Annotated in this window: 16 protein-coding genes, 3 pseudogenes, 1 riboswitch and 1 other annotated feature; of the genes and pseudogenes, 17 read left to right on the forward strand and 2 right to left on the reverse strand. The window is 30.4% G+C overall.

Annotated elements, in window-relative coordinates:
* Window positions 1-428 precede the first annotated feature (428 nt).
* The 11 genes from AGR56_RS21935 to gatB all read left to right on the forward strand — a co-directional run bounded on the left by AGR56_RS21935 (window position 429) and on the right by gatB (window position 10,269).
* Window positions 429-584, forward strand: coding sequence for a hypothetical protein (locus AGR56_RS21935; RefSeq protein WP_242851433.1), 156 nt, complete (start codon window positions 429-431; stop codon window positions 582-584).
* Between the two features lie 32 nt (window positions 585-616).
* Entirely contained in the window at window positions 617-742 is a 126-nt protein-coding gene (locus AGR56_RS22880) for a hypothetical protein (protein WP_278279629.1), read from the forward strand.
* 44 nt (window positions 743-786) lie between these two features.
* Window positions 787-1,908, forward strand: coding sequence for a hypothetical protein (locus AGR56_RS12165; protein ID WP_053242453.1), 1,122 nt, complete (start codon window positions 787-789; stop codon window positions 1,906-1,908).
* Window positions 1,909-1,929: 21 nt separating this feature from the next.
* Window positions 1,930-2,511 (forward strand): hypothetical protein, encoded by a 582-nt coding sequence (locus AGR56_RS12170; protein ID WP_053242454.1) that lies wholly within the window; start codon window positions 1,930-1,932, stop codon window positions 2,509-2,511.
* Window positions 2,512-2,599: 88 nt separating this feature from the next.
* Window positions 2,600-3,439 (forward strand): hypothetical protein, encoded by an 840-nt coding sequence (locus AGR56_RS12175; protein ID WP_053242455.1) that lies wholly within the window; start codon window positions 2,600-2,602, stop codon window positions 3,437-3,439.
* A 21-nt stretch (window positions 3,440-3,460) separates the two neighbouring features.
* Window positions 3,461-4,297 (forward strand): Mrp/NBP35 family ATP-binding protein, encoded by an 837-nt coding sequence (locus AGR56_RS12180; protein WP_053242456.1) that lies wholly within the window; start codon window positions 3,461-3,463, stop codon window positions 4,295-4,297.
* A gap of 275 nt (window positions 4,298-4,572) precedes the next feature.
* Entirely contained in the window at window positions 4,573-5,151 is a 579-nt protein-coding gene (locus AGR56_RS12185) for an undecaprenyl diphosphate synthase family protein (RefSeq protein WP_053242457.1), read from the forward strand.
* A gap of 93 nt (window positions 5,152-5,244) precedes the next feature.
* Window positions 5,245-5,529: a binding site (T-box leader), on the forward strand.
* A gap of 54 nt (window positions 5,530-5,583) precedes the next feature.
* A complete protein-coding gene (aspS, locus tag AGR56_RS12190) occupies window positions 5,584-6,876 on the forward strand; it encodes an aspartate--tRNA(Asn) ligase (protein WP_053242458.1) in 1,293 nt (430 codons plus the stop codon).
* Window positions 6,877-7,080: 204 nt separating this feature from the next.
* Window positions 7,081-7,374 (forward strand): Asp-tRNA(Asn)/Glu-tRNA(Gln) amidotransferase subunit GatC, encoded by a 294-nt coding sequence (gene gatC, locus AGR56_RS12195; RefSeq protein WP_053242459.1) that lies wholly within the window; start codon window positions 7,081-7,083, stop codon window positions 7,372-7,374.
* A gap of 13 nt (window positions 7,375-7,387) precedes the next feature.
* Complete coding sequence (gene gatA / locus AGR56_RS12200; protein WP_053242460.1) at window positions 7,388-8,827, forward strand: Asp-tRNA(Asn)/Glu-tRNA(Gln) amidotransferase subunit GatA; 1,440 nt, start codon at window positions 7,388-7,390, stop codon at window positions 8,825-8,827.
* A gap of 2 nt (window positions 8,828-8,829) precedes the next feature.
* Window positions 8,830-10,269, forward strand: a complete 1,440-nt coding sequence (gene gatB / locus AGR56_RS12205; protein ID WP_053242461.1) for an Asp-tRNA(Asn)/Glu-tRNA(Gln) amidotransferase subunit GatB — start codon at window positions 8,830-8,832, stop codon at window positions 10,267-10,269.
* A 50-nt stretch (window positions 10,270-10,319) separates the two neighbouring features.
* Here gatB and AGR56_RS19600 read toward each other — a convergent pair whose 3' ends face one another.
* Complete coding sequence (locus tag AGR56_RS19600; protein WP_084757010.1) at window positions 10,320-10,493, reverse strand: small, acid-soluble spore protein, alpha/beta type; 174 nt, start codon at window positions 10,491-10,493, stop codon at window positions 10,320-10,322.
* 255 nt (window positions 10,494-10,748) lie between these two features.
* Here AGR56_RS19600 and AGR56_RS12210 point away from each other — a divergent pair, with 255 nt between their 5' ends.
* The 6 genes and pseudogenes from AGR56_RS12210 to AGR56_RS12235 all read left to right on the forward strand — a co-directional run bounded on the left by AGR56_RS12210 (window position 10,749) and on the right by AGR56_RS12235 (window position 17,155).
* Complete coding sequence (locus AGR56_RS12210) at window positions 10,749-11,030, forward strand: hypothetical protein (RefSeq protein WP_053242462.1); 282 nt, start codon at window positions 10,749-10,751, stop codon at window positions 11,028-11,030.
* 96 nt (window positions 11,031-11,126) lie between these two features.
* A riboswitch (SAM riboswitch) is annotated at window positions 11,127-11,233 on the forward strand.
* Window positions 11,234-11,309: 76 nt separating this feature from the next.
* Window positions 11,310-12,465: pseudogene (locus AGR56_RS12215) on the forward strand (pyridoxal phosphate-dependent aminotransferase).
* 236 nt (window positions 12,466-12,701) lie between these two features.
* Window positions 12,702-13,782, forward strand: a pseudogene (locus tag AGR56_RS12220) (cysteine desulfurase family protein).
* Window positions 13,779-14,924, forward strand: a complete 1,146-nt coding sequence (thiI, locus tag AGR56_RS12225) for a tRNA uracil 4-sulfurtransferase ThiI (RefSeq protein WP_053242463.1) — start codon at window positions 13,779-13,781, stop codon at window positions 14,922-14,924. Before AGR56_RS12220 ends, thiI begins: the two are co-directional and overlap by 4 nt.
* A 404-nt stretch (window positions 14,925-15,328) precedes the next feature.
* Window positions 15,329-15,955, forward strand: a complete 627-nt coding sequence (locus AGR56_RS12230; RefSeq protein WP_053242464.1) for a class I SAM-dependent methyltransferase — start codon at window positions 15,329-15,331, stop codon at window positions 15,953-15,955.
* A 56-nt stretch (window positions 15,956-16,011) separates the two neighbouring features.
* Window positions 16,012-17,155: pseudogene (locus AGR56_RS12235) on the forward strand (aminotransferase class I/II-fold pyridoxal phosphate-dependent enzyme).
* A gap of 253 nt (window positions 17,156-17,408) precedes the next feature.
* Here AGR56_RS12235 and AGR56_RS12240 read toward each other — a convergent pair.
* Complete coding sequence (locus tag AGR56_RS12240; protein WP_053242465.1) at window positions 17,409-18,917, reverse strand: bifunctional diguanylate cyclase/phosphodiesterase; 1,509 nt, start codon at window positions 18,915-18,917, stop codon at window positions 17,409-17,411.
* Window positions 18,918-18,987: the final 70 nt, after the last annotated feature.

Raw genomic sequence — 18,987 nt, forward strand, 5'->3', positions numbered from 1 at the left:
AACTCTATAAATCTAAGGTGGAAAAATCACAAAATCCTAAGATGTTTCAATAACTCGCGTTGCTCAAGCAGATTGAAACATCTAAGTATTTTGTGATTTTTCTACCAAGATTTATTAGAGTTTTTTTAAATCGTTCCTTCAACACTATTATTTCGCCTCCACGGTAGTACAAGGAAAAAATTCCTCCGTACCTACGGAATTTTAGATGTTAACTTGTGTATCCAATTATATATAAATTATTGTACTGTACTATGTAAAAATGTAAAAACGTTATCAATTAAGTTTTAAAATTTTCTGTGTCAGCAGAAAATTAACCTTCACTCTACTCTCTACTCTTTACTCTCTACTCTTATTTAAATATTCGTACATTTTTACGATAAGTACCTCATATATTAGTAATGTATAAATTTAATGGAGGTACAAGTAATTTGAGCCAGAAAAGAAATTATAGTAGAAGTTTTATAATTCTTCAGGAAAATGAAAAAGGGCACGGAATATCTTCAGATAAACTTCCAACAGGCTATACTAAAATAGAAACTAGAAATGGAAAATGTAAAGTGTTTTTTTTTATGTTCAAAACTTGAAGAGCACATCAAAGCCTTATCATATGATACTTGTGTGCAATAAAAAAGACACAAAAAAACTTATAAAATTAGGAGAACTTAATCTTGATGAGTATGGAAAGTCAGAAATATCCAGAGAATATGATGAAAATGATGTTGCAAAAGTGGAATATCTATAGATAAAGTTATTGGTGCTGCAATATCACAGTTTAATGGCAGCGATATGGTTGTGCTAATGAGCGGCTTTAATGCTACAGATATTCCAGATTCTTGGAAAACCTATCCTTTAATTGATGAAAAAAATAAAGAAACTAATAATAGTTTTGCAAAAACATTAGATTCCAAAATAATGGAAGTTAAAAAACCAGAGGTTAAGGTAGAAGAAGTAAAAAAGCAGGAGGTTAAAGAGGTTAAAATACCAGAGGTTAAAGTAGAAGAAGTAAAAAAAGAAGAAATTAAAGTACAGGAAGTTAAAACTAATAAGGTTAACCCTAAAATAGCGGTTGAGAGAAAAATAGAAAAAGATCCAGACAGTGTGGAGAAGCAGTCTGATAAAAAAGAAAGTGATAACATATTTGATAAGTATGAAGAGATCATAGAGAATACCAAGAAAGATATTTGTGAAGAAAATAAAAACATAAACTCTAATGAAGTAAAAGATGAAAATAGAGAAAATAATAATGAAGTAAAAGATGAAAATAGAGAAAATAATAATGAGGTAAAAGATGAAAATAGAGAAAATAATAATGAGGTAAAAGATGAAAATAGAGAAAATAATAATGAGGTAAAAATTGAAAAAAGTGAAATAAAGGTTCAAAAAGAGGAAAATAAGTGTCCGTGCTATTCTCATGATGAACCACAAGAAGAAAATACTGTTCAGGATGAAATTCCTATAGCAAATAGAAGTGAAGACTATCCGATTGGTAAAACGGGAGAATTCTTTAAAAAGTTAGCAGATGAATTTGAAGATTTGGGAAAAATCTTTGAAGATGTAAGATGTTGTAGATGGTATAGGATTCCAATGGATTACAGAAAACATAAACACCATAAGGAGGATTATAACAAATATGCACTTTTGTATTATCCTATGATGGCATATTATCCATATATTCAGAAAAGCGGATATTATTTTGTGGGATATAAATATGATAATAAAGGAAAGATGAAATACATTGTGTATGGAATATTAGGAACTAAAAATAAGTTTGATCAACCTTTTGGTGGTAGAACAGGCTTTGTATCATGGGTTCCAATTGAAAAAGGTAAAGAAGATTACGACGATACTGGATGCTGGCTTATGTTCTATGATTTTAAAAATGCTGCGATACTGGTACCTCAAAGATAAAATACTGAGGTGAATTAGATTATGAAGTTTGTAATTATAAACGGGAGAAAACTAGGTGGAATCGTAATTGTAGTAGGACTTATGCTTGTTTTGTTTGGGGTTGGAAGTAATCTTAGCAGTAGAATTAGATCTACAGCGTATATTCAAAGCAATATGGGACAATTAAAGAAATACAGTGTTAATAGTTTAAACATAAATTATATGCTCCCAGCTAAATGGAAGACAAACATTGAAAAGTTTGGAGGAAATGAAATACTTTATCACAATGATTTTAGAGCTTCGGATAACTCTGTATGGGGATTTGTAGAGGTATGGAATAAAAGCCAGGATTTAAAAACTTTTCTTAATACAAGCAAAGAAGTATCTGAAAAACAAAATAACATTGAGCAGTATACAATAAATGAAATATCAGTAAAAAATGAAAAAGGTTATATAATTGAATATACGCTTATAAATAAAGAAAATAAAAGGTTTAAAGCAATTGAGTACTTTATAGAACACGATAATAAATTTATAAGATTTTCATTTTATACGAATAGTAAAGGCTATACCACTAATATGAAATCTGTGTTTAAGGCTATAGTGGAAACCTTAAATTATTAACATTAATTTTATTGATAAAAAAAACTTTAAGTATTATAATCATAGGAGAAGTTAAGGCTTCTTCTATTTTGTTTTAGGAGGAATTTATTTGAGGTTAAAAAGGCTTGTATCTTTTTTCATACTTATATTGCTTATTTTCTCTACTTCGGCATGTGAGAAGGTAGATAAAATTCAAGTTAAAATGGGGTTGAAAAATGAAGATTTTAATTATATGAAGCAAGGAAAGATAAGAAAAATAATAATACAAAGTACAAGGGATAGGGGTTTTAGATTTGTAGTTACAAGTCCAGAAACGATAAATGAAATATACGATATATTGTCAAGTGCTAAAATTGCTTCCCAAAAGTCAACATTAGATCCAGATTACATATTCGATTTATATAAAAGCGATAAAGTTAAATACGATAGCTTTTATTATATAGCAGGCATTGATAAAAAGGATGGTGGAAACTTATATAATAACAAGAAAAAATATATAGTTTCTGGAAGAATAGATAATGATATAATAAAAGACTTTCTAGATATAGATGCTAAAAGGCTTCCAAATAATTTTAATAAAGTATATTATCCTATGATTTTGCAAGCACTTAATCAATATGAGAGTTCTGGAGTGGACAAAAATAAAACTATAGGCATTAACTTTAAAGATGATGTAAATGCATTAAAGTATATATTGTCAACAGACATTGAAGATTTTAAAAAGAAGCTTCCAAGTAATGCTAGCATAATAAAGGATGATAAAGTATCTACAGATATTGTTGAAAAAGTTGAAACACGAGGATATAAAACTGATGCATACAAATGTAAAATAACTTTTTATGACAATAAGACTATGATTCAAAAGGTGTATTATGCTGTATGCTCGTATGATAAAGGCAAATATTCCTGGACTATTTCTATATCAGATAGTCAGCCAGCAAATTTTTAAATATAATCAGGAGGAAAACTTATGAGTAATTGTGATAATTGTGCAAGTAGTAAGAATTGCAATAAAAAGGATAAAGGCTGTAACAAGATTGAATGTAAATACGGTAAACTTAAAAAAATAATAGGAGTAATAAGCGGTAAAGGCGGCGTTGGAAAATCTACGATTACGGGTATAATCGCTGTAAAACTTGCCAAAGCCGGATATAAAGTTGGAGTACTTGATGGAGATATAACAGGACCATCAATGCCAAGAATACTGGGAATAAACAATAAAAGAAATCTTATAGTGCAAAAAGAGGGAAGCGAAGAGGTAAAATTCATACCTGCTGAAACAGAACTTGGAATAAAGGTAATGTCTTTAAATTTAATGATTGAAAGTGAAGATCAGCCGGTTATATGGAGAGGACCTGTAATAAACAATGTATTAAATCAAATGTACGTTGATGCTGAGTGGGGAGATCTCGATTATTTACTTATTGATATGCCACCTGGAACTGGAGATGTTGCACTTACTGTTATGCAGGGAATTCCTTTGGATGGTATGGTTATAGTTTCAACACCTCAGGATATGGTTTCTATGATTGTTAAAAAGGTAGTTGTAATGGCTCAAAAACTAAATGTCAATATATTGGGTGTTGTTGAAAATATGTCATATATTAAATGTGAAAAATGTGGTGAAAAAATGAAGGTTTTCAGTAAAAAATCAGCTGAGGAACAAGCTAGATATTTAGATTTACCACTTTTATCTGAAATGCCTATAGATCTTGATCTTGTAGAGAATCTTGAAAATGGCACTGCAGAAAAATATATATGTGATAATAAAGATTATGATGAACTTATAAGTAAAATATGTAAATAGCTTTATGGAAAAGAACAGTAGATGATTTTGTTTTTTGTGCAAAATTATCTGCTGTTTTTATTTTTATAGACTTTGAATATAAATTTTGATCAACATTTTTTTTAAACATAAGTTTTTTATAAATAAATATATGTTTAAATTCACATAATAAGATATAAATATATATTTTATATCAAAGGGACAAAATTTATATGGAAAATTTTTAAGCTTATTTTGATAATATGTGTTTACTTTAGATGAGGATTTTATAAGTTTAAAAATGAGGAAGTGATAAAATGCTTAATATACCTTCTCATGTTGGTATTGTTATAGATAATTGTTTGGAGGAAATAAATTTAAAGGAAAAATTATTGAGGAATATATTTAAAGTATATGATATATGTTCTAATATAGGCATAAATGAAGTTACTTTTTATGGTATTAATAATTTTTATGATGAAATTGCATATGGACTTATACTAAAGGGAGCTAAGCTACTTGTAGTAGGGAATACGGAATCTGCATATTTTCCAAATGAACTTCTTCAATTTGCTCAAGGTAGAACTAAGGGGGATGGAGTAAAAGTAAATGTTTTAGTAAACTATAGTATAATATGGGATATAGATAATAAAATTTCAAGTTATAACTATAAAAATAATTACAATGATGAAAGGTTTGAATTTGTAAGCAGCTTAGATTTAATAGTAGTATGGAATGGAAAAAAAGAGCTTAAAAGGTTTTTACCACTGCAGACGATTAAATCAAACTATTATATTGAAAAACAATCCTTTATGAATTTTGAACCATTACACATTTATAATGCAATAAGATATAAATGTTGTAAAAATATAAAATATGAAGCAAATAAAGCTTAAAATATGCAAAAATTATTAAACTTTATATTGATTATAATTTTAATAAAGTGTATAATAATTTTATATTATTGAATATGAGCGCATATGTATGCAAAAATGATGATGAAGGGAAGAGTACATTTAACGAAACTTTCAGAGAGTCGGGGGGCTGAGAAACCGGCAGTATAGTTATTTGGAAGAACATCCTGGAGTAGTTAACCCAAATCTAATTTTGAAATTTGGAAAGTAGGCTTAAACGGCTGTCCACCGTTAAAAGGAATAAGTATCGGTAAGTTTTAAAGTTATTAAAAGCAACTTTTATTTATAGAATTTACCCGTACCGAGTTTGAGATGGCTTCGGCTAATTAGGGTGGCACCGCGAATATATCCGCCCCTATACTTTTTAGTATAGGGGCGGATTTTTATTTTTCATAAAAATGGAGGTTTTATAACATGAAAAAATTGTACGTTAAAGATGCACTTGATATGAAAGAAGGAGAAGAAGTAGTTTTAAAAGGATGGATTCATAAAATATATGATCTTGGTCATGTAAACTTTATTAAGCTAAGAGATAAAACTGGAATTATGCAGCTTGTTGCTACTAAAGAACAATTAGAAGGACTAAGAAACGAAATGTCAGTTGAAACCTCTGGTGTACTTAGCAAAAATGAGAAGGCACCTGGCGGAATAGAAGTTCAACTAAAGGAAATTAAGATTTTAGGAAAGGCTTATTATGATAAGTTACCTTTTGATATAAATGGAAGAAAAATAAATGCAGCTCTTGAAGTTCAACTTGATCATAGAAATATGAGCTTAAGAGCACCTAGAATAATGGCAGTTTTTAAAATTCAAGAAGAAATATGTGAATGTTTTAGAGCATATTTAAGAGAAAACAAGTTCACAGAAATTCATACACCTAAGATATTAGCTTCTGGTACTGAAGGGGGAAGTGAACTATTCACTGTTAATTATTTTGATCACAGAGCTTTTTTAGCACAGAGTCCTCAGTTTTATAAACAAATGATGGTTGGGGTTGGCTTTGAAAAAGTATTTGAGGTTGGTCATGCATATAGAGCTGAACTTCACAATACTTATAGACATTTAAATGAATATGTAAGTTTGGATGCTGAAATGGGTTTTATAGAAGATGAAACTGAAATAATGGATCTTGAAGAAGGATTTATGAATTATTTATTTAAGCATTTAAAAGAAAACTGCAAGAGGGAACTTGAAATGTATGGTATAGAGCTTCCAGATGAAGTTAAAATACCTAGAATACCTCTTTCTGAAGCACAAGAAATAGTGTATAAAGAATATGGAAAGAGATCTCCAAAAGGTGATTTGAATGCTGAAGGTGAAAGATTATTTTCAGAATATGTTAAAAAGACATATGGCAGCGACTTTGTATACTTAACAAAATATCCAGCTTCAAAGAGACCTATGTACACAATGCCTGACCCTGAAATAGAGGGGGCAACAAAGAGTTTTGACCTTATATATAAAGGACTTGAAATAACAACTGGTGGTCAGAGAATACATGATTATGAAATGTTGGTTGAAAATATAAAGAAAAAAGGTTTTAAAGCTGAAGAATTTGAGTTTTACACTGAAAACTTTAAGTTTGGTATGCCTCCTCATGGTGGATTTGCTATAGGACTTGAAAGAATGACAATGCAGATATTAGGTCTTGAAAATATAAGAGAAGCTTCACTTCTTCCAAGAGATATGAAGAGAATAACACCATAAAGGTAAAATAATATTATTTTAAAACATTAAATGAAAAGTATAAAACTAAATATCAAAATTATTAAAACTCTAAGAATTTCAATAACTCGCTAAGCTCAGACAAATTGAAACTTCTAAGATTTTTAACAATTTTCATATAAGTTTTAAAAGCTAATAGTCGTTTGAAAAATAAATGACTATACCAAAAAACGAGGAGTGATTATTTTGAGTGATAAGCATGTAGATTTAGATACAGTTAAGTATATTGCTAAACTTGCAAAGCTCAAGTTTACAGAGGAAGAGGCAGAGAAGCTTGCAAAGGAATTTGAGGCTATACTTGGACATTTTGAAACTATAGATAAAGTTGATTTATCTGATATAGATGTTAATGAATTTGATGAAGTTAATACTGAGTTTAGAAAAGATGTTCCTACGGTTTTTGAGGATAAAAAGAAACTTATGCAAAATGTAAAATCCTTAAGAGATGGTGCTATTGAAGTGCCAAAGATAATAGAATAAGGAGGCTTTTTAAATGGATATATTGGATATGACTGTAGAAGAATTAAAAGCTTCTATATTAAATAAAGAATTAAAGTCACAGGATATAGTTAAAGCTTATTTTGATAATATAGAAAAAACTGAACCTGAAATAGAAGCATATATAACCTTGTGTAAAGACTATGCAGTGAAGCAGGCGAAAATAGTAGATGAAAAAATAGCAAAGGGAGAAAAAGTAGGAAAGCTTGCTGGTATTCCTATTGCTATAAAAGATAATATATGTACAGATGGAATAAAAACTACCTGCGCATCAAAAATGCTTTATGATTTTGTTCCACCATACGATGCTACAGTAATAAAGAAATTAAAGGAAGAGGATGCAGTAATAATAGGAAAAGCAAATATGGACGAATTTGCAATGGGTTCCTCTACTGAAAACTCAGCTTTCAAAGTTACTAAAAATCCAAGAGATATAACAAGAGTACCTGGTGGATCATCTGGTGGTTCTGCTGCTGTAGTTGCTGCTAAAATGGCTCCAATATCTTTGGGATCAGATACAGGTGGTTCAATAAGACAGCCAGCAGCTTTTTGCGGAGTTGTAGGCCTTAAGCCAACTTACGGGCTTGTCTCAAGATTTGGACTTATAGCATTTGGTTCTTCCCTTGATCAAATAGGACCATTTGGAAAGACAGTAAAGGACTGCGCAGAGCTTTTAGATGTTATTGCAGGAGAAGATCAGCTTGACAATACAAGTGTAAAAGGTCTTGCTAAAGTTGATTACCTAGATGGAATTGATGATGGAATAAAAGGTATGAAGATAGGAATGCCAAAAGAATTTTTTGGAGAGGGCCTTGATCCAGAAATAAAGGCAGCAGTTGAAAGCACTATAGAAAAATTAAAGAGTTTAGGTGCAGAAGTTACAGAAATGAGTCTTCCAATAACTGAAGAAGGGCTTTCTGCATATTATATAATTTCATCAGCAGAGGCAAGTTCAAATCTTGCAAGATTTGATGGAATAAGATATGGATACAGACCAAAGGATTTTGAGGATGTATATGATTTGATGGAAAGCAGTAGAACAGAGGCTTTTGGAGATGAAGTTAAAAGAAGAATAATGCTTGGTACCTATGCTCTTTCCTCAGGTTACTATGATGCATATTATAAAAGAGCATTAAAACTTAAAAAGAAAATAAAACTTCAATTTAAAGAGGCTTTTGAAAAGTTTGATCTTATACTTAGCCCTGTATCGCCTGTACTTCCTTTTAAAATAGGAGAGAAAAAAGCAGATCCTCTTGAGATGTATCTTGCAGATATATACACAGTAAATATAAACCTTGCTGGAATTCCTGCGATATCAATGCCTTGTGCCGTAAGCAAAGAAGGGCTTCCAATAGGTTTGCAGCTTTTAGGACCTCATTTTGGAGAAAAGAAAATATTTAGAGCAGCAAGAGCACTTGAAAAGGAGGAAAGATAGGTATGAGTTACGAAACCGTCATAGGTCTTGAAATACATGCTGAATTAAGCACAAAAACAAAAATATTTTGTAATTGCTCAACAGAATTTGGTGCTAAACCTAATGAGCATACTTGCCCAATATGCATGGGACTTCCAGGAACACTTCCTGTTTTAAATGAAGAAGTTGTTCACCTTGCAGTAAAAGCAGGAGAGGCACTTAATTGTAAAATAAATAAGTTAAATAAGATGGATAGAAAAAATTACTTTTATCCAGATCTTCCAAAGGCATATCAAATATCTCAATTTGATTTACCTATATGCGGCAGCGGATATGTAGAAATACATACAAAGGATGGAATGAGAAAAGTAAGACTTAATAGAATTCACATAGAAGAGGATGCTGGCAAACTTGTTCACATGGAATATGAACCTTATTCACTTATAGACTATAACCGTGTTGGAGTTCCTCTTATAGAAATAGTTTCTGAACCAGATATGCGTTCACCAGAAGAAGCAGTTGAGTTTATGAAGACATTAAGAGCAATACTTCAGTATGCAAATATATCGGATTGTCGTATGGATCAAGGTTCAATGAGATGTGATGCGAACATATCCTTAAGAGAATTTGGAAAAGAAGAATACAACACTAAGGTTGAAATAAAAAACATAAACTCTTTTAAAGAACTTCAAAAAGCCCTTGAAAAGGAGGAAAAACGTCAGAAGGAACTTTATGATTTTGGAGAAGGCTTCAGAATAAAACAAGAAACAAGAAGATGGGATGCAGGAAAAGGAAAAACTGTAACCATGAGAACTAAGGAAGATGCTAACGATTATAGATATTTCCCTGAACCAGATATAATTCCTATAGTTATAAAGGATGAATTAATTAAAAATGTAAATGAAGAAATGCCAGAGCTTCCAGTTGATAGAACAAAAAGATTTAAAGATCAGTACAATCTTACAGATAAAGAAGTGGAAATACTTGTAGAAGATAAGGCATTATCCGATTATTTTGAAAAAGTTGTATCCTTGGGAGCAGACAGTAAAACAACTTCAAACTGGATGCTTGGAGATATGCTTAGATTAATGAGAGAAACAGAAACAGATTCCAAGAACATACCTGTATCTCCTGAAAGTATGAAGGAGCTTTTTGATATGATTAAGGGCAAGGCAGTAAGTAATACTGCTGCAAAAGAGGTATTTGAAGAAATGTTTAAGACTTCTAAAGAGCCTAAAGTTATAGTTGAAGAAAAAGGATTATCACAAATAAGTGACAGTAGTGCCCTCGAAAACTTAGTAGATGAGGTACTTAAAAATAATGAAAAATCTGTTGTGGATTATAAGGCAGGTAAGGTTCAAGCTATAGGCTATCTTGTAGGTCAGGTTATGAAGGCAAGTAAAGGAAAAGCAAATCCGCCTATGGTTAAAGAAATATTAGAAAAAAAACTTAGCAATTTATAAAATGTAAAGGAAATACCCTCATATTCATAAAAATACGAGGGTGTTTCTTTTTAGCTTCTTGGATCACTATTAGTATTAGAGTTTTTGTTCCTTTTTCGTTTTGATTTATCGTATGTTAGCCCAATTTCATCTGACAATTCCTGAGTCATTTTTTCTAGTGCACTTTTTGTTTTTTGACCAGCTTTTTTATTATCTTTACTATTCTTATTACCTTTGTGAGCCATATAAAAGAACCTCCATGATATTCTTATTTTAAATTAAAGTATTTTAAGGATTTGTACAAAATATATTATAACCAAAAGCAATAATTTTATTAGTGTTTATATTTTAACCTTTTAGGTCTTTATCTCTAGTATTAACAGATTATTAATACTTTTTTAAAGGTTATATTATACCATTTACAAGAATGTTGTGGTATAAATGTTTTTAATGTTAATAAAGAAGGCTAAATTTACATTTATGATAAGGAGTGGATTGTAATGAGTTTTTCAAATAAAACAGTATTAGGTACTATAGGAGGTTTAATTATTGCTTTTTTAGCAATAACATTGTTTATTAAAATTCTTCCTGTCATTTTAGTGGTGGGCTTAACTATTTGGGGAGTATTTAAAATAACTAAATGGTTTGAAAGTAAAAGCAATAAGAAAATGGAATTTAGTAAAAAAGATGAGGTAACATCGGAATTCTCAAGTGAAGATAAAGGCTTTGGATATGATAAAGACAATGTAGTAGATGTTGATTATACTGAAGTTAAAAAATAATATTTTAATAAAAAAGTATAATTTAAACTGGTGCATATATAAAAAGGATGATATAATTTAATAAAAGAATTAACGTGTCAAAAAACTTAATATTGTTTCTTATCAAGAGTGGTGGAGGGACTGGCCCTGTGAAACCCAACAACCAGCATTTTTCATTTGAATGTATGGTGTTAATTCCTGCAAATTTATTTGAGAGATAAGAGAGAAGTACATTTTAGAAATTAAAAAACTGTTTTTCTTATTGAAAAGCGGTTTTATTTTTTTATAGGAGATGATAAAATGCCTAATTTAAGCAATAAACTTGATTGGTTTACAGAATCAGTAATAAGAAAAATGACAAGAATATCTAATGATTATGGTGCTATTAATTTATCTCAAGGTTTTCCAGATTGGGAGCCTCCAAAAGCTATAACTGAAGCGCTTAAAGAAGCAGCAAGTCATGGACCTCATCAATATGAAATTACCTGGGGGTCAAATGAATTTAGAGAAAAGCTGGCAAAAAAGCAGGAAAAATATATGGGCATTGAAATAAACCCCAATGAAAATATAGTAGTTACCTGCGGAAGTACCGAAGCCATGATGGTAGCTATGATGTCTGTTTGCGATAGAGGCGATAAGGTTATTGTATTCTCACCATTTTATGAAAACTATGGAGCAGATGCAATACTTTGTGGAGCAGAACCTATATATATTCCACTCATTCCACCAAAATTTAATTTTGATAAAGAAGTTTTAAAAAAAGCATTTGAGGAGAAACCTAAAGCTTTAATACTATGTAATCCATCTAACCCTGTTGGAAAAGTATTTACAAGAGATGAGCTTTTATATATAAGTGATCTGGCTAAAAAATATGATACTTTTGTAATAACAGATGAGGTTTATGAACATATTGTATATAAGCCTTATAAACATACCTATATAGCGTCGCTTCCAGGAATGAAGGAAAGAACTATATCCTGTAGTTCACTTTCTAAAACTTATTCTATAACTGGGTGGAGACTTGGATATATTATAGCCGATAAGAAAATAGTCGATAACTGCAAAAAAAGTTCATGATTTCTTGACGGTAGGGGCAGCAGCACCGCTTCAAAAAGCTGCCTGTGCTGGTCTTAGTCTTGGAGAGGATTACTATGAAGAATTGATTGAAATTTATGGTAGAAAAAAACAGCTTTTTTTAAATGGCTTAGAGGAAGCAAAACTCAAATATTTTGAACCTCAAGGTGCGTATTATGTTTTAGTCGATATATCAGAGTTTGGTGAAAAAAGTGATTATAAATTCTGTCAGTGGCTTGCAAAGGAAGTAGGGGTAGCAGCAGTACCGGGGTCAAGTTTCTTTAAGGAGGATGTGAACAATTACATTAGATTTCACTTTGCTAAAAAAGATGAAACTTTAATAGAAGCAATAAAAAGATTAAAAAAAATTAAGGCGCTATAAAGAAGTTGACATTTGATTTTTATTGATTTATATTTATTGTGGTAATTATATAATTTTTATTAGTAAATTGTCATTTGTTCTCATAAAATCTCGATGCTTCTATGAATTTTATGAAAACAAATAACTGATTTACTTAAAAATTTACATAATATGAATTATAAGAAAGAAGGGACTCGCACTTGGTATATTTTGATAATAGTGCAACTACTGAGCCTCTTAAAGAAGTTTCAGAAATAATGAAGGATGTTTTTTATAATTATTATGGAAATCCGTCATCACTTCACTCTTTAGGTAAAAAGGCAGAGGATAAGTTAATAGAATCAAGAAAAATTTTGGCAGATACGATAGGGGCAGAAGAAAGTGAAATTATATTTACTTCTGGTGGAAGTGAATGCAATAATTTTTTAATAAAAGGTTTTGTAAAACCAGGATTACATATTATAACTTCTAAAATAGAGCACCCTAGTGTTTTAAACACTTTTGCTCAGCTTGAAAGATGGGGAGTAAAGGTTACATATATAGATGTGGATGATAAAGGAAAAATAAAACTTCAAGATCTTGAAAATAGCATAACAAAGGATACTGTTCTTGTAAGCATTATGCATGTTAACAATGAAACGGGTACTATTCAGGATATTAAAGCTATAAGTAAGACTATAAAAGCAAAAAGTTCAAGAGTAAAGTTTCATGTAGATGCAGTACAAAGCTATGGAAAGCTAAAGATAAATCCTAAAAAGATGGGGATAGATTTGCTTTCAACGAGTTCACATAAGATATATGGACCAAGAGGAATAGGTTTTGCCTATGTAAGAAAGGGACTTGTACCAGAGCCTTTAATAGCGGGCGGGGGGCAGGAATTTGGTTTAAGAGCAGGAACAGAGAATCTTCCGGCTATTGCAGCTTTTTGCTTATGCAGCAAAAAATATACATCAAAATATGGAAGAAAATTATGTTAAGGTAAAGAAATTAAAAGAATATTTTATAGACAAAATTTTTAAAATTGATGATATTAGAATTAACTGCGGATTGGGTGATGATTTTCTCCCACATGTAGTTAATGTTTCCTTCAATGGAGTAAGAGGAGAAGTACTTGTTCATGCACTTGAAGAAAAAGACATATATGTATCTACTGGCTCAGCATGTTCATCAAAGAAAAAACATATAAGTCATGTTTTAGCGGCAATGGGAATAGAAAACTGCTACATGGATGGTGCTTTAAGATTTAGTTTTTCTCCCAGAAATACAATTGAAGAAATAGATTATGCAGTAGAAAATTTAGAAAAAATACTTAAGTTTTTGAGGAGAATAAAAAAATGAAAAAGCTAATAATGGTTAAATATGCCTCCGAAATTTTTCTAAAAGGTTTAAATAAGGGGAAATTTGAAAAAAAGTTAAGAGACAATATGAAAAGATCATTAAAGGGTTTGGAATATACTTTTGTTCATGATTCCGGAAGATGGTTTTTAGAAGGCAGCAATGTTGATGAAATTATAGAAAGATTAATGAAGGTATTTGGAATCGCTGAAATTTGTGTGGTATCACAGATAGAAACAGATTATGATGCTATAAAAGCACAGGCACTTGAAGAAGTAAAGGAAAGCGGAGCTAAAACTTTCAAAATAGAGACTAACAGAGCAAACAAAACATTCGCATATAATTCAATGGAGATAAATAGAGAGGTTGGAGCTTATGTTCTAGATAACCTTCAGGATATAACTGTAGATATACATAATCCAGAATGTATGGTTCACATAGATGTTAGGGATAATACCTATATTTATTCAAAACCTATAAAAGGTCTTAACGGAATGCCATATGGTACTAATGGGAAAACACTTCTTATGCTTTCCGGTGGAATAGATTCTCCAGTAGCAGGTTATATGATGGCAAGACGTGGAGTAGAGGTTGATTGTGTTTACTTCCATAGTCCTCCATATACAAGTGAAAGAGCTAAAGATAAGGTTAAAAAGTTAGCAGAAATATTAACTGGATATATTGGAAGAACTAATTTATATGTAGTTAATTTTACAGATATTCAGATGCAGATAATAGAAAAGTGCAGAGAAGACGAACTCACTATAATCATGAGAAGATTTATGATGAGTATTGCTTGCAGAATAGCCAAAGACAATGAAATTCATTCTGTAGCTACAGGAGAAAGTATAGGTCAGGTTGCAAGTCAAACAATGCAGGGGCTCGTAGTGAGCAATGATTGTGCTGATAGACCTGTATTTAGACCACTTATAGCACTTGATAAAATAGATATTATGGAGATTTCAAGAAGGATCGGAACTTATGAAACATCTATACTTCCATATGAGGATTGCTGTACTATATTTGTACCAAAGCATCCTAAGACAAAACCAATTTTAGAGCAGATAAAAAAATCTGAAAGTGCTCTTGATAAAGAAAAGTTAATTGAAGAAGCTATTGAAAAAACAGAAATAATTAGGTTGTAAAATTTGAAATATAGTTGTATAATGTTCATAAAGATGAACGTAAGTTTTATTTTTGCATAAAATGTTATTAAAGACGAATCGATGATAGGGAATAGTAAATTAGGTTTATAACATCAGAGATAAATCCACATTGGCTGAAATGGATTTTTGGGAGAATTTAATTGAATGCACCTTGAGTACCGGGTTGAAGTGTATTTTATACATGGTGAACTACGGCGTGTACGCACGATAAAGCGTTAGGGTATTATGATGTACTCGATTATGAGTGTTGTAAAAGGAAATTTTATTTAATTTCTTTATTTGCAGCAAGTAGAGTGGAACCGCAGATAACTTCTGCCTCTATAATATTTATTATAGAGGTGGGAGTTTTTATTTTGGAATTTATTTATAAGGAGTGTTTAATTATGAATTCAGCAGCTTATTTTAATGGGATTGCAGAAGATTGGAACAAAATAAGGAAAGAATATTTTAAAGATGAACTAAGAAACAAGGTGATTTCTAAAATTAATATAGATGGTAAAGTTTGTGCAGATTTAGGTTGTGGTACTGGTTTTATATCGATTGGTCTTTCAGAAAAAGCAAACATAGTTTTTTCAATGGATAATTCGACAAATATGCTTCATGAATTAAAGAAAACTACTTTCAATAAAGGCATAAAAAATATATATCCAATGAAAGGTGATATGTATGATTTACCACTATATGATGAGAGTGTGGATGCAGTTTTTATTAATATGGCACTTCATCATATAGAAGATATACAAAGAGCAGTTAAAGAAATGCACAGAATATTAAAAAAGAAGGGAACGCTAATAATATCTGACGTAGAACAGCATAATGGCACTTGGGCTAGAGAAGAAATGCATGATGTTTGGCTTGGTTTTTCTCATGAACAAATAAAAAATGTTATGAAAAAAGCAAGTTTAAAAGAAATAAAAGTTGAAAGTAGTGGACTTAAATGTACAGGTTACTCAAGCAAAGGTGAGTTTACCGAAACAGGAATATTTATAGCACAGGGTAAAAAATATTAAATTATAAATAAAAACCTAGTAAAACAATATGAAAAATATAAAATGGAGGAGATATTATGAAATTTGAATCACTAGTAATACATGGAGGAATTGACGGAGATAAGGAGACAGGAGCAGTTAATGTGCCTATATACCAAACATCAACTTATAAGCAGGAAGAAATAGGTGTAAACAAAGGTTATGAATATTCGAGAACTGGAAATCCTACAAGAGCTGCACTTGAAAAACTTATTTCAGATCTTGAGGAGGGAAAGAAAGGCTTTGCATTTGCTTCTGGAATGGCTGCTATCACAGCAGTTATAATGCTCTTTAAAAGTGGAGATAAGATTTTGATATCAAACAATGTTTATGGGGGTACTTTTAGAGTACTAGATAAAATTTTTAATAACTTCAATATAAAATATAAAATGGTAGATATGACTGATATAAAAAATGTTGAAGGAAGCATAGATAAAGAAGTAAAAGCAATTTTTATAGAATCTCCAACCAATCCACTTATGGATATAACAGATATAAAAGCTGTTTCAGATATTGCAAAGAAAAATGGATTGTTAACAGTGGTTGACAACACCTTTATGACTCCATATCTTCAAAAGCCATTAAACCTTGGTGCAGATATTGTTCTTCACAGTGCAACAAAATATTTAGGAGGTCACAGCGATTTAATAGCTGGACTTGTGGTAGTTAACAGTGAAGAACTAGCAGAGAAAATGCATTTTATACAGAATTCAACTGGTGGTATACTTCAACCCTTTGACAGTTTCCTTTTAATTAGAGGAATAAAGACTCTACCTGTTAGAATGGACAGACACATTCAAAATGCAACAGTAGTTGCAGAATTTTTAGAAAACAGAGAAGAAGTAGACAAAGTATATTACCCAGGATTGAAAAGTCACCCTGGATATGAACTTCAAAATAAGCAGGCAAAGGGAGCAGGAGCAGTTTTTATCTTTTGTAATAGATAAAAAATATGATTATAAAAAGTTTATGAAGAGTATAGAACTTATAACACTAGGTGAAAGCCTTGGAGGAGTTGAATCCCTAGCATGCCATCCAGCTACAATGACACATGCAGCACTTCCATATGATTTAAGACAGGAGCTTGGAATAGTTGATAATCTTATAAGATTGTCTATAGGAATAGAAAATGTTAATGATTTAATAGACGATTTAAAAAAGGCCTTTGAACTTATTAGATAAACAAGCTTAAAGGATGAAATTGATAATATCAAGTTTATACTGATAAACTGGAAGCTGATTCAGAGCACAGAGTACAAAGTACAGAGTACAGTGAAGGTGGATTTACCTTTCGTTTCTCTCAGGTAAATCTTAGAACTTAATAGTGTCAGCTACGGAAGAAATAATTAATCCTAGTAGGTTTTAAATTGCCTACTAGGATATTTTAATACTGTTTTGCAACATATTAAAGGTACTAAAATTTTGACGCTTACATCTATAATTTATTAAACTGCTTTAGAAATAAAGTTTCAAAAGTACCTTCATCAACAGGCTTTCCAAAATAATATCCTTGAAATATATCACACTTCATATTTTTCAATATTTCATACTGTTGTGCATTTTCCACACCTTCAGCCACTACATCATAATTAAAGCTGTGTGATATATTAATAATATTTTCCAGTATTATTCTGTCTTTTTCTTCTTCATTAATCGTATCTATAAAGGATTTATCTATCTTAATAATATCTATAGGTAATTTCTTAAGATAATTTAATGAAGAATATCCTGTTCCAAAATCATCCATACTTACTTTAATGCCGAAATCTTTTATCATTTTAATATTGTTTGCTGCTACATCAAAGTCTTTTATAATCATTGACTCTGTAATTTCAAATTCTATATATTCTGTAGGTATATCATATGACTTTATTCTTTCAATAATACCTTTACAAAGTTTTTCATTAATCAGGTGTTCTGCTGTAATATTTATAGAAATAGTAAAATTCCCATAACCTTTTTCTATCCAAAAATTAACTTTACTGCAAACTTCATCAATTACAATTTCACTTATAGAAATAATCAAACCATTTCTCTCTGCCAAATTAATAAATTCAGAAGGTGGCAGCATCTTACCATCACTTTTAAACCATCTAACCAATGCCTCTGCACCAATTAAAACTCCATCTTTGGAAACTTTGGGTTGATAAAACACTTTAAATTCCTTGTTTTTTATTCCATCTTCTATTTCTTTCTTTTTAACAGCATTCTCATATATGTGAAAGCTCATACTTTTATCGTAAAATTTATAACTATTTTTACCTAGTCCTTTAGCACTATACATAGCATCATCTGCGCAATTATAGATAGTCTGAAAATCATTTCCATCCTGTGGTATCAATGCTATACCAATACTTGCAGTTACATAATCTACATTTTTCCCATTAATAATAAATGGTTTTGTAAATGTAAGTATAATTTCTTTTGCAATTTTTTCAACTTCACTTTTATTATTAGCAGACTTTATAAAAAATAAAAATTCATCTCCTCCAATATGACATACACAATCTTGGATTTTAATAATTTTTTTGAATCTTCTACCTGCCTGTCTTAACAGTTCATCTCCAGATAAATGTCCAAGATTATCATTAACACCTTTAAAATTATCCATATCTAAGCTAATTAGTGCTGAAAACTCTTTAATTCTAGAAATTTCACTGGTTAAATTATTTAATACATAATTCTTATTCGGTAGTCCAGTTGTACAGCTATAAAATGCATAATTATTTATCCTTCTAAATATCCTAGTGATTATAAGCACAATAATAATAAAGAGTATAAGCATACTTATATTAATAATAATTAATTTAGTTAAAAACAGCTTTATAATATTTTTATCAACACCAATTTTTCTCAAAACGTTATAATTTATAAATGACACTGAAACAAACTGTATCATTGCAAAAGTTATTAAAATTAGTAGTACTAATTTTAACGGAAGCATTCTGACCCCATAATAGACTTCGACAGTTTCTAACGAGCATGATAATATAAGATTATATGATGGAGGTTAG

This window comes from Clostridium sp. DMHC 10 (assembly GCF_001270375.1).
In the GTDB taxonomy this organism is placed as follows: domain Bacteria; phylum Bacillota; class Clostridia; order Clostridiales; family Clostridiaceae; genus Clostridium_S; species Clostridium_S guangxiense.

Bases quoted from the DNA above. Each gene is read 5' to 3' on its own strand.
- AGR56_RS12165 (WP_053242453.1), top strand. From the start codon at position 787: ATGGTTGTGCTAATGAGCGGCTTTAATGCTACAGATATTCCAGATTCT.
- AGR56_RS12170 (WP_053242454.1), top strand. From the start codon at position 1,930: ATGAAGTTTGTAATTATAAACGGGAGAAAACTAGGTGGAATCGTAATT.
- AGR56_RS12180 (WP_053242456.1), top strand. From the start codon at position 3,461: ATGAGTAATTGTGATAATTGTGCAAGTAGTAAGAATTGCAATAAAAAG.
- AGR56_RS12185 (WP_053242457.1), top strand. From the start codon at position 4,573: ATGCTTAATATACCTTCTCATGTTGGTATTGTTATAGATAATTGTTTG.
- aspS (WP_053242458.1), top strand. From the start codon at position 5,584: ATGAAAAAATTGTACGTTAAAGATGCACTTGATATGAAAGAAGGAGAA.
- gatA (WP_053242460.1), top strand. From the start codon at position 7,388: ATGGATATATTGGATATGACTGTAGAAGAATTAAAAGCTTCTATATTA.
- gatB (WP_053242461.1), top strand. From the start codon at position 8,830: ATGAGTTACGAAACCGTCATAGGTCTTGAAATACATGCTGAATTAAGC.
- AGR56_RS19600 (WP_084757010.1), bottom strand. From the start codon at position 10,493: ATGGCTCACAAAGGTAATAAGAATAGTAAAGATAATAAAAAAGCTGGT.
- AGR56_RS12210 (WP_053242462.1), top strand. From the start codon at position 10,749: ATGAGTTTTTCAAATAAAACAGTATTAGGTACTATAGGAGGTTTAATT.
- thiI (WP_053242463.1), top strand. From the start codon at position 13,779: ATGAAAAAGCTAATAATGGTTAAATATGCCTCCGAAATTTTTCTAAAA.
- AGR56_RS12230 (WP_053242464.1), top strand. From the start codon at position 15,329: ATGAATTCAGCAGCTTATTTTAATGGGATTGCAGAAGATTGGAACAAA.
- AGR56_RS12240 (WP_053242465.1), bottom strand. From the start codon at position 18,917: ATGCTTCCGTTAAAATTAGTACTACTAATTTTAATAACTTTTGCAATG.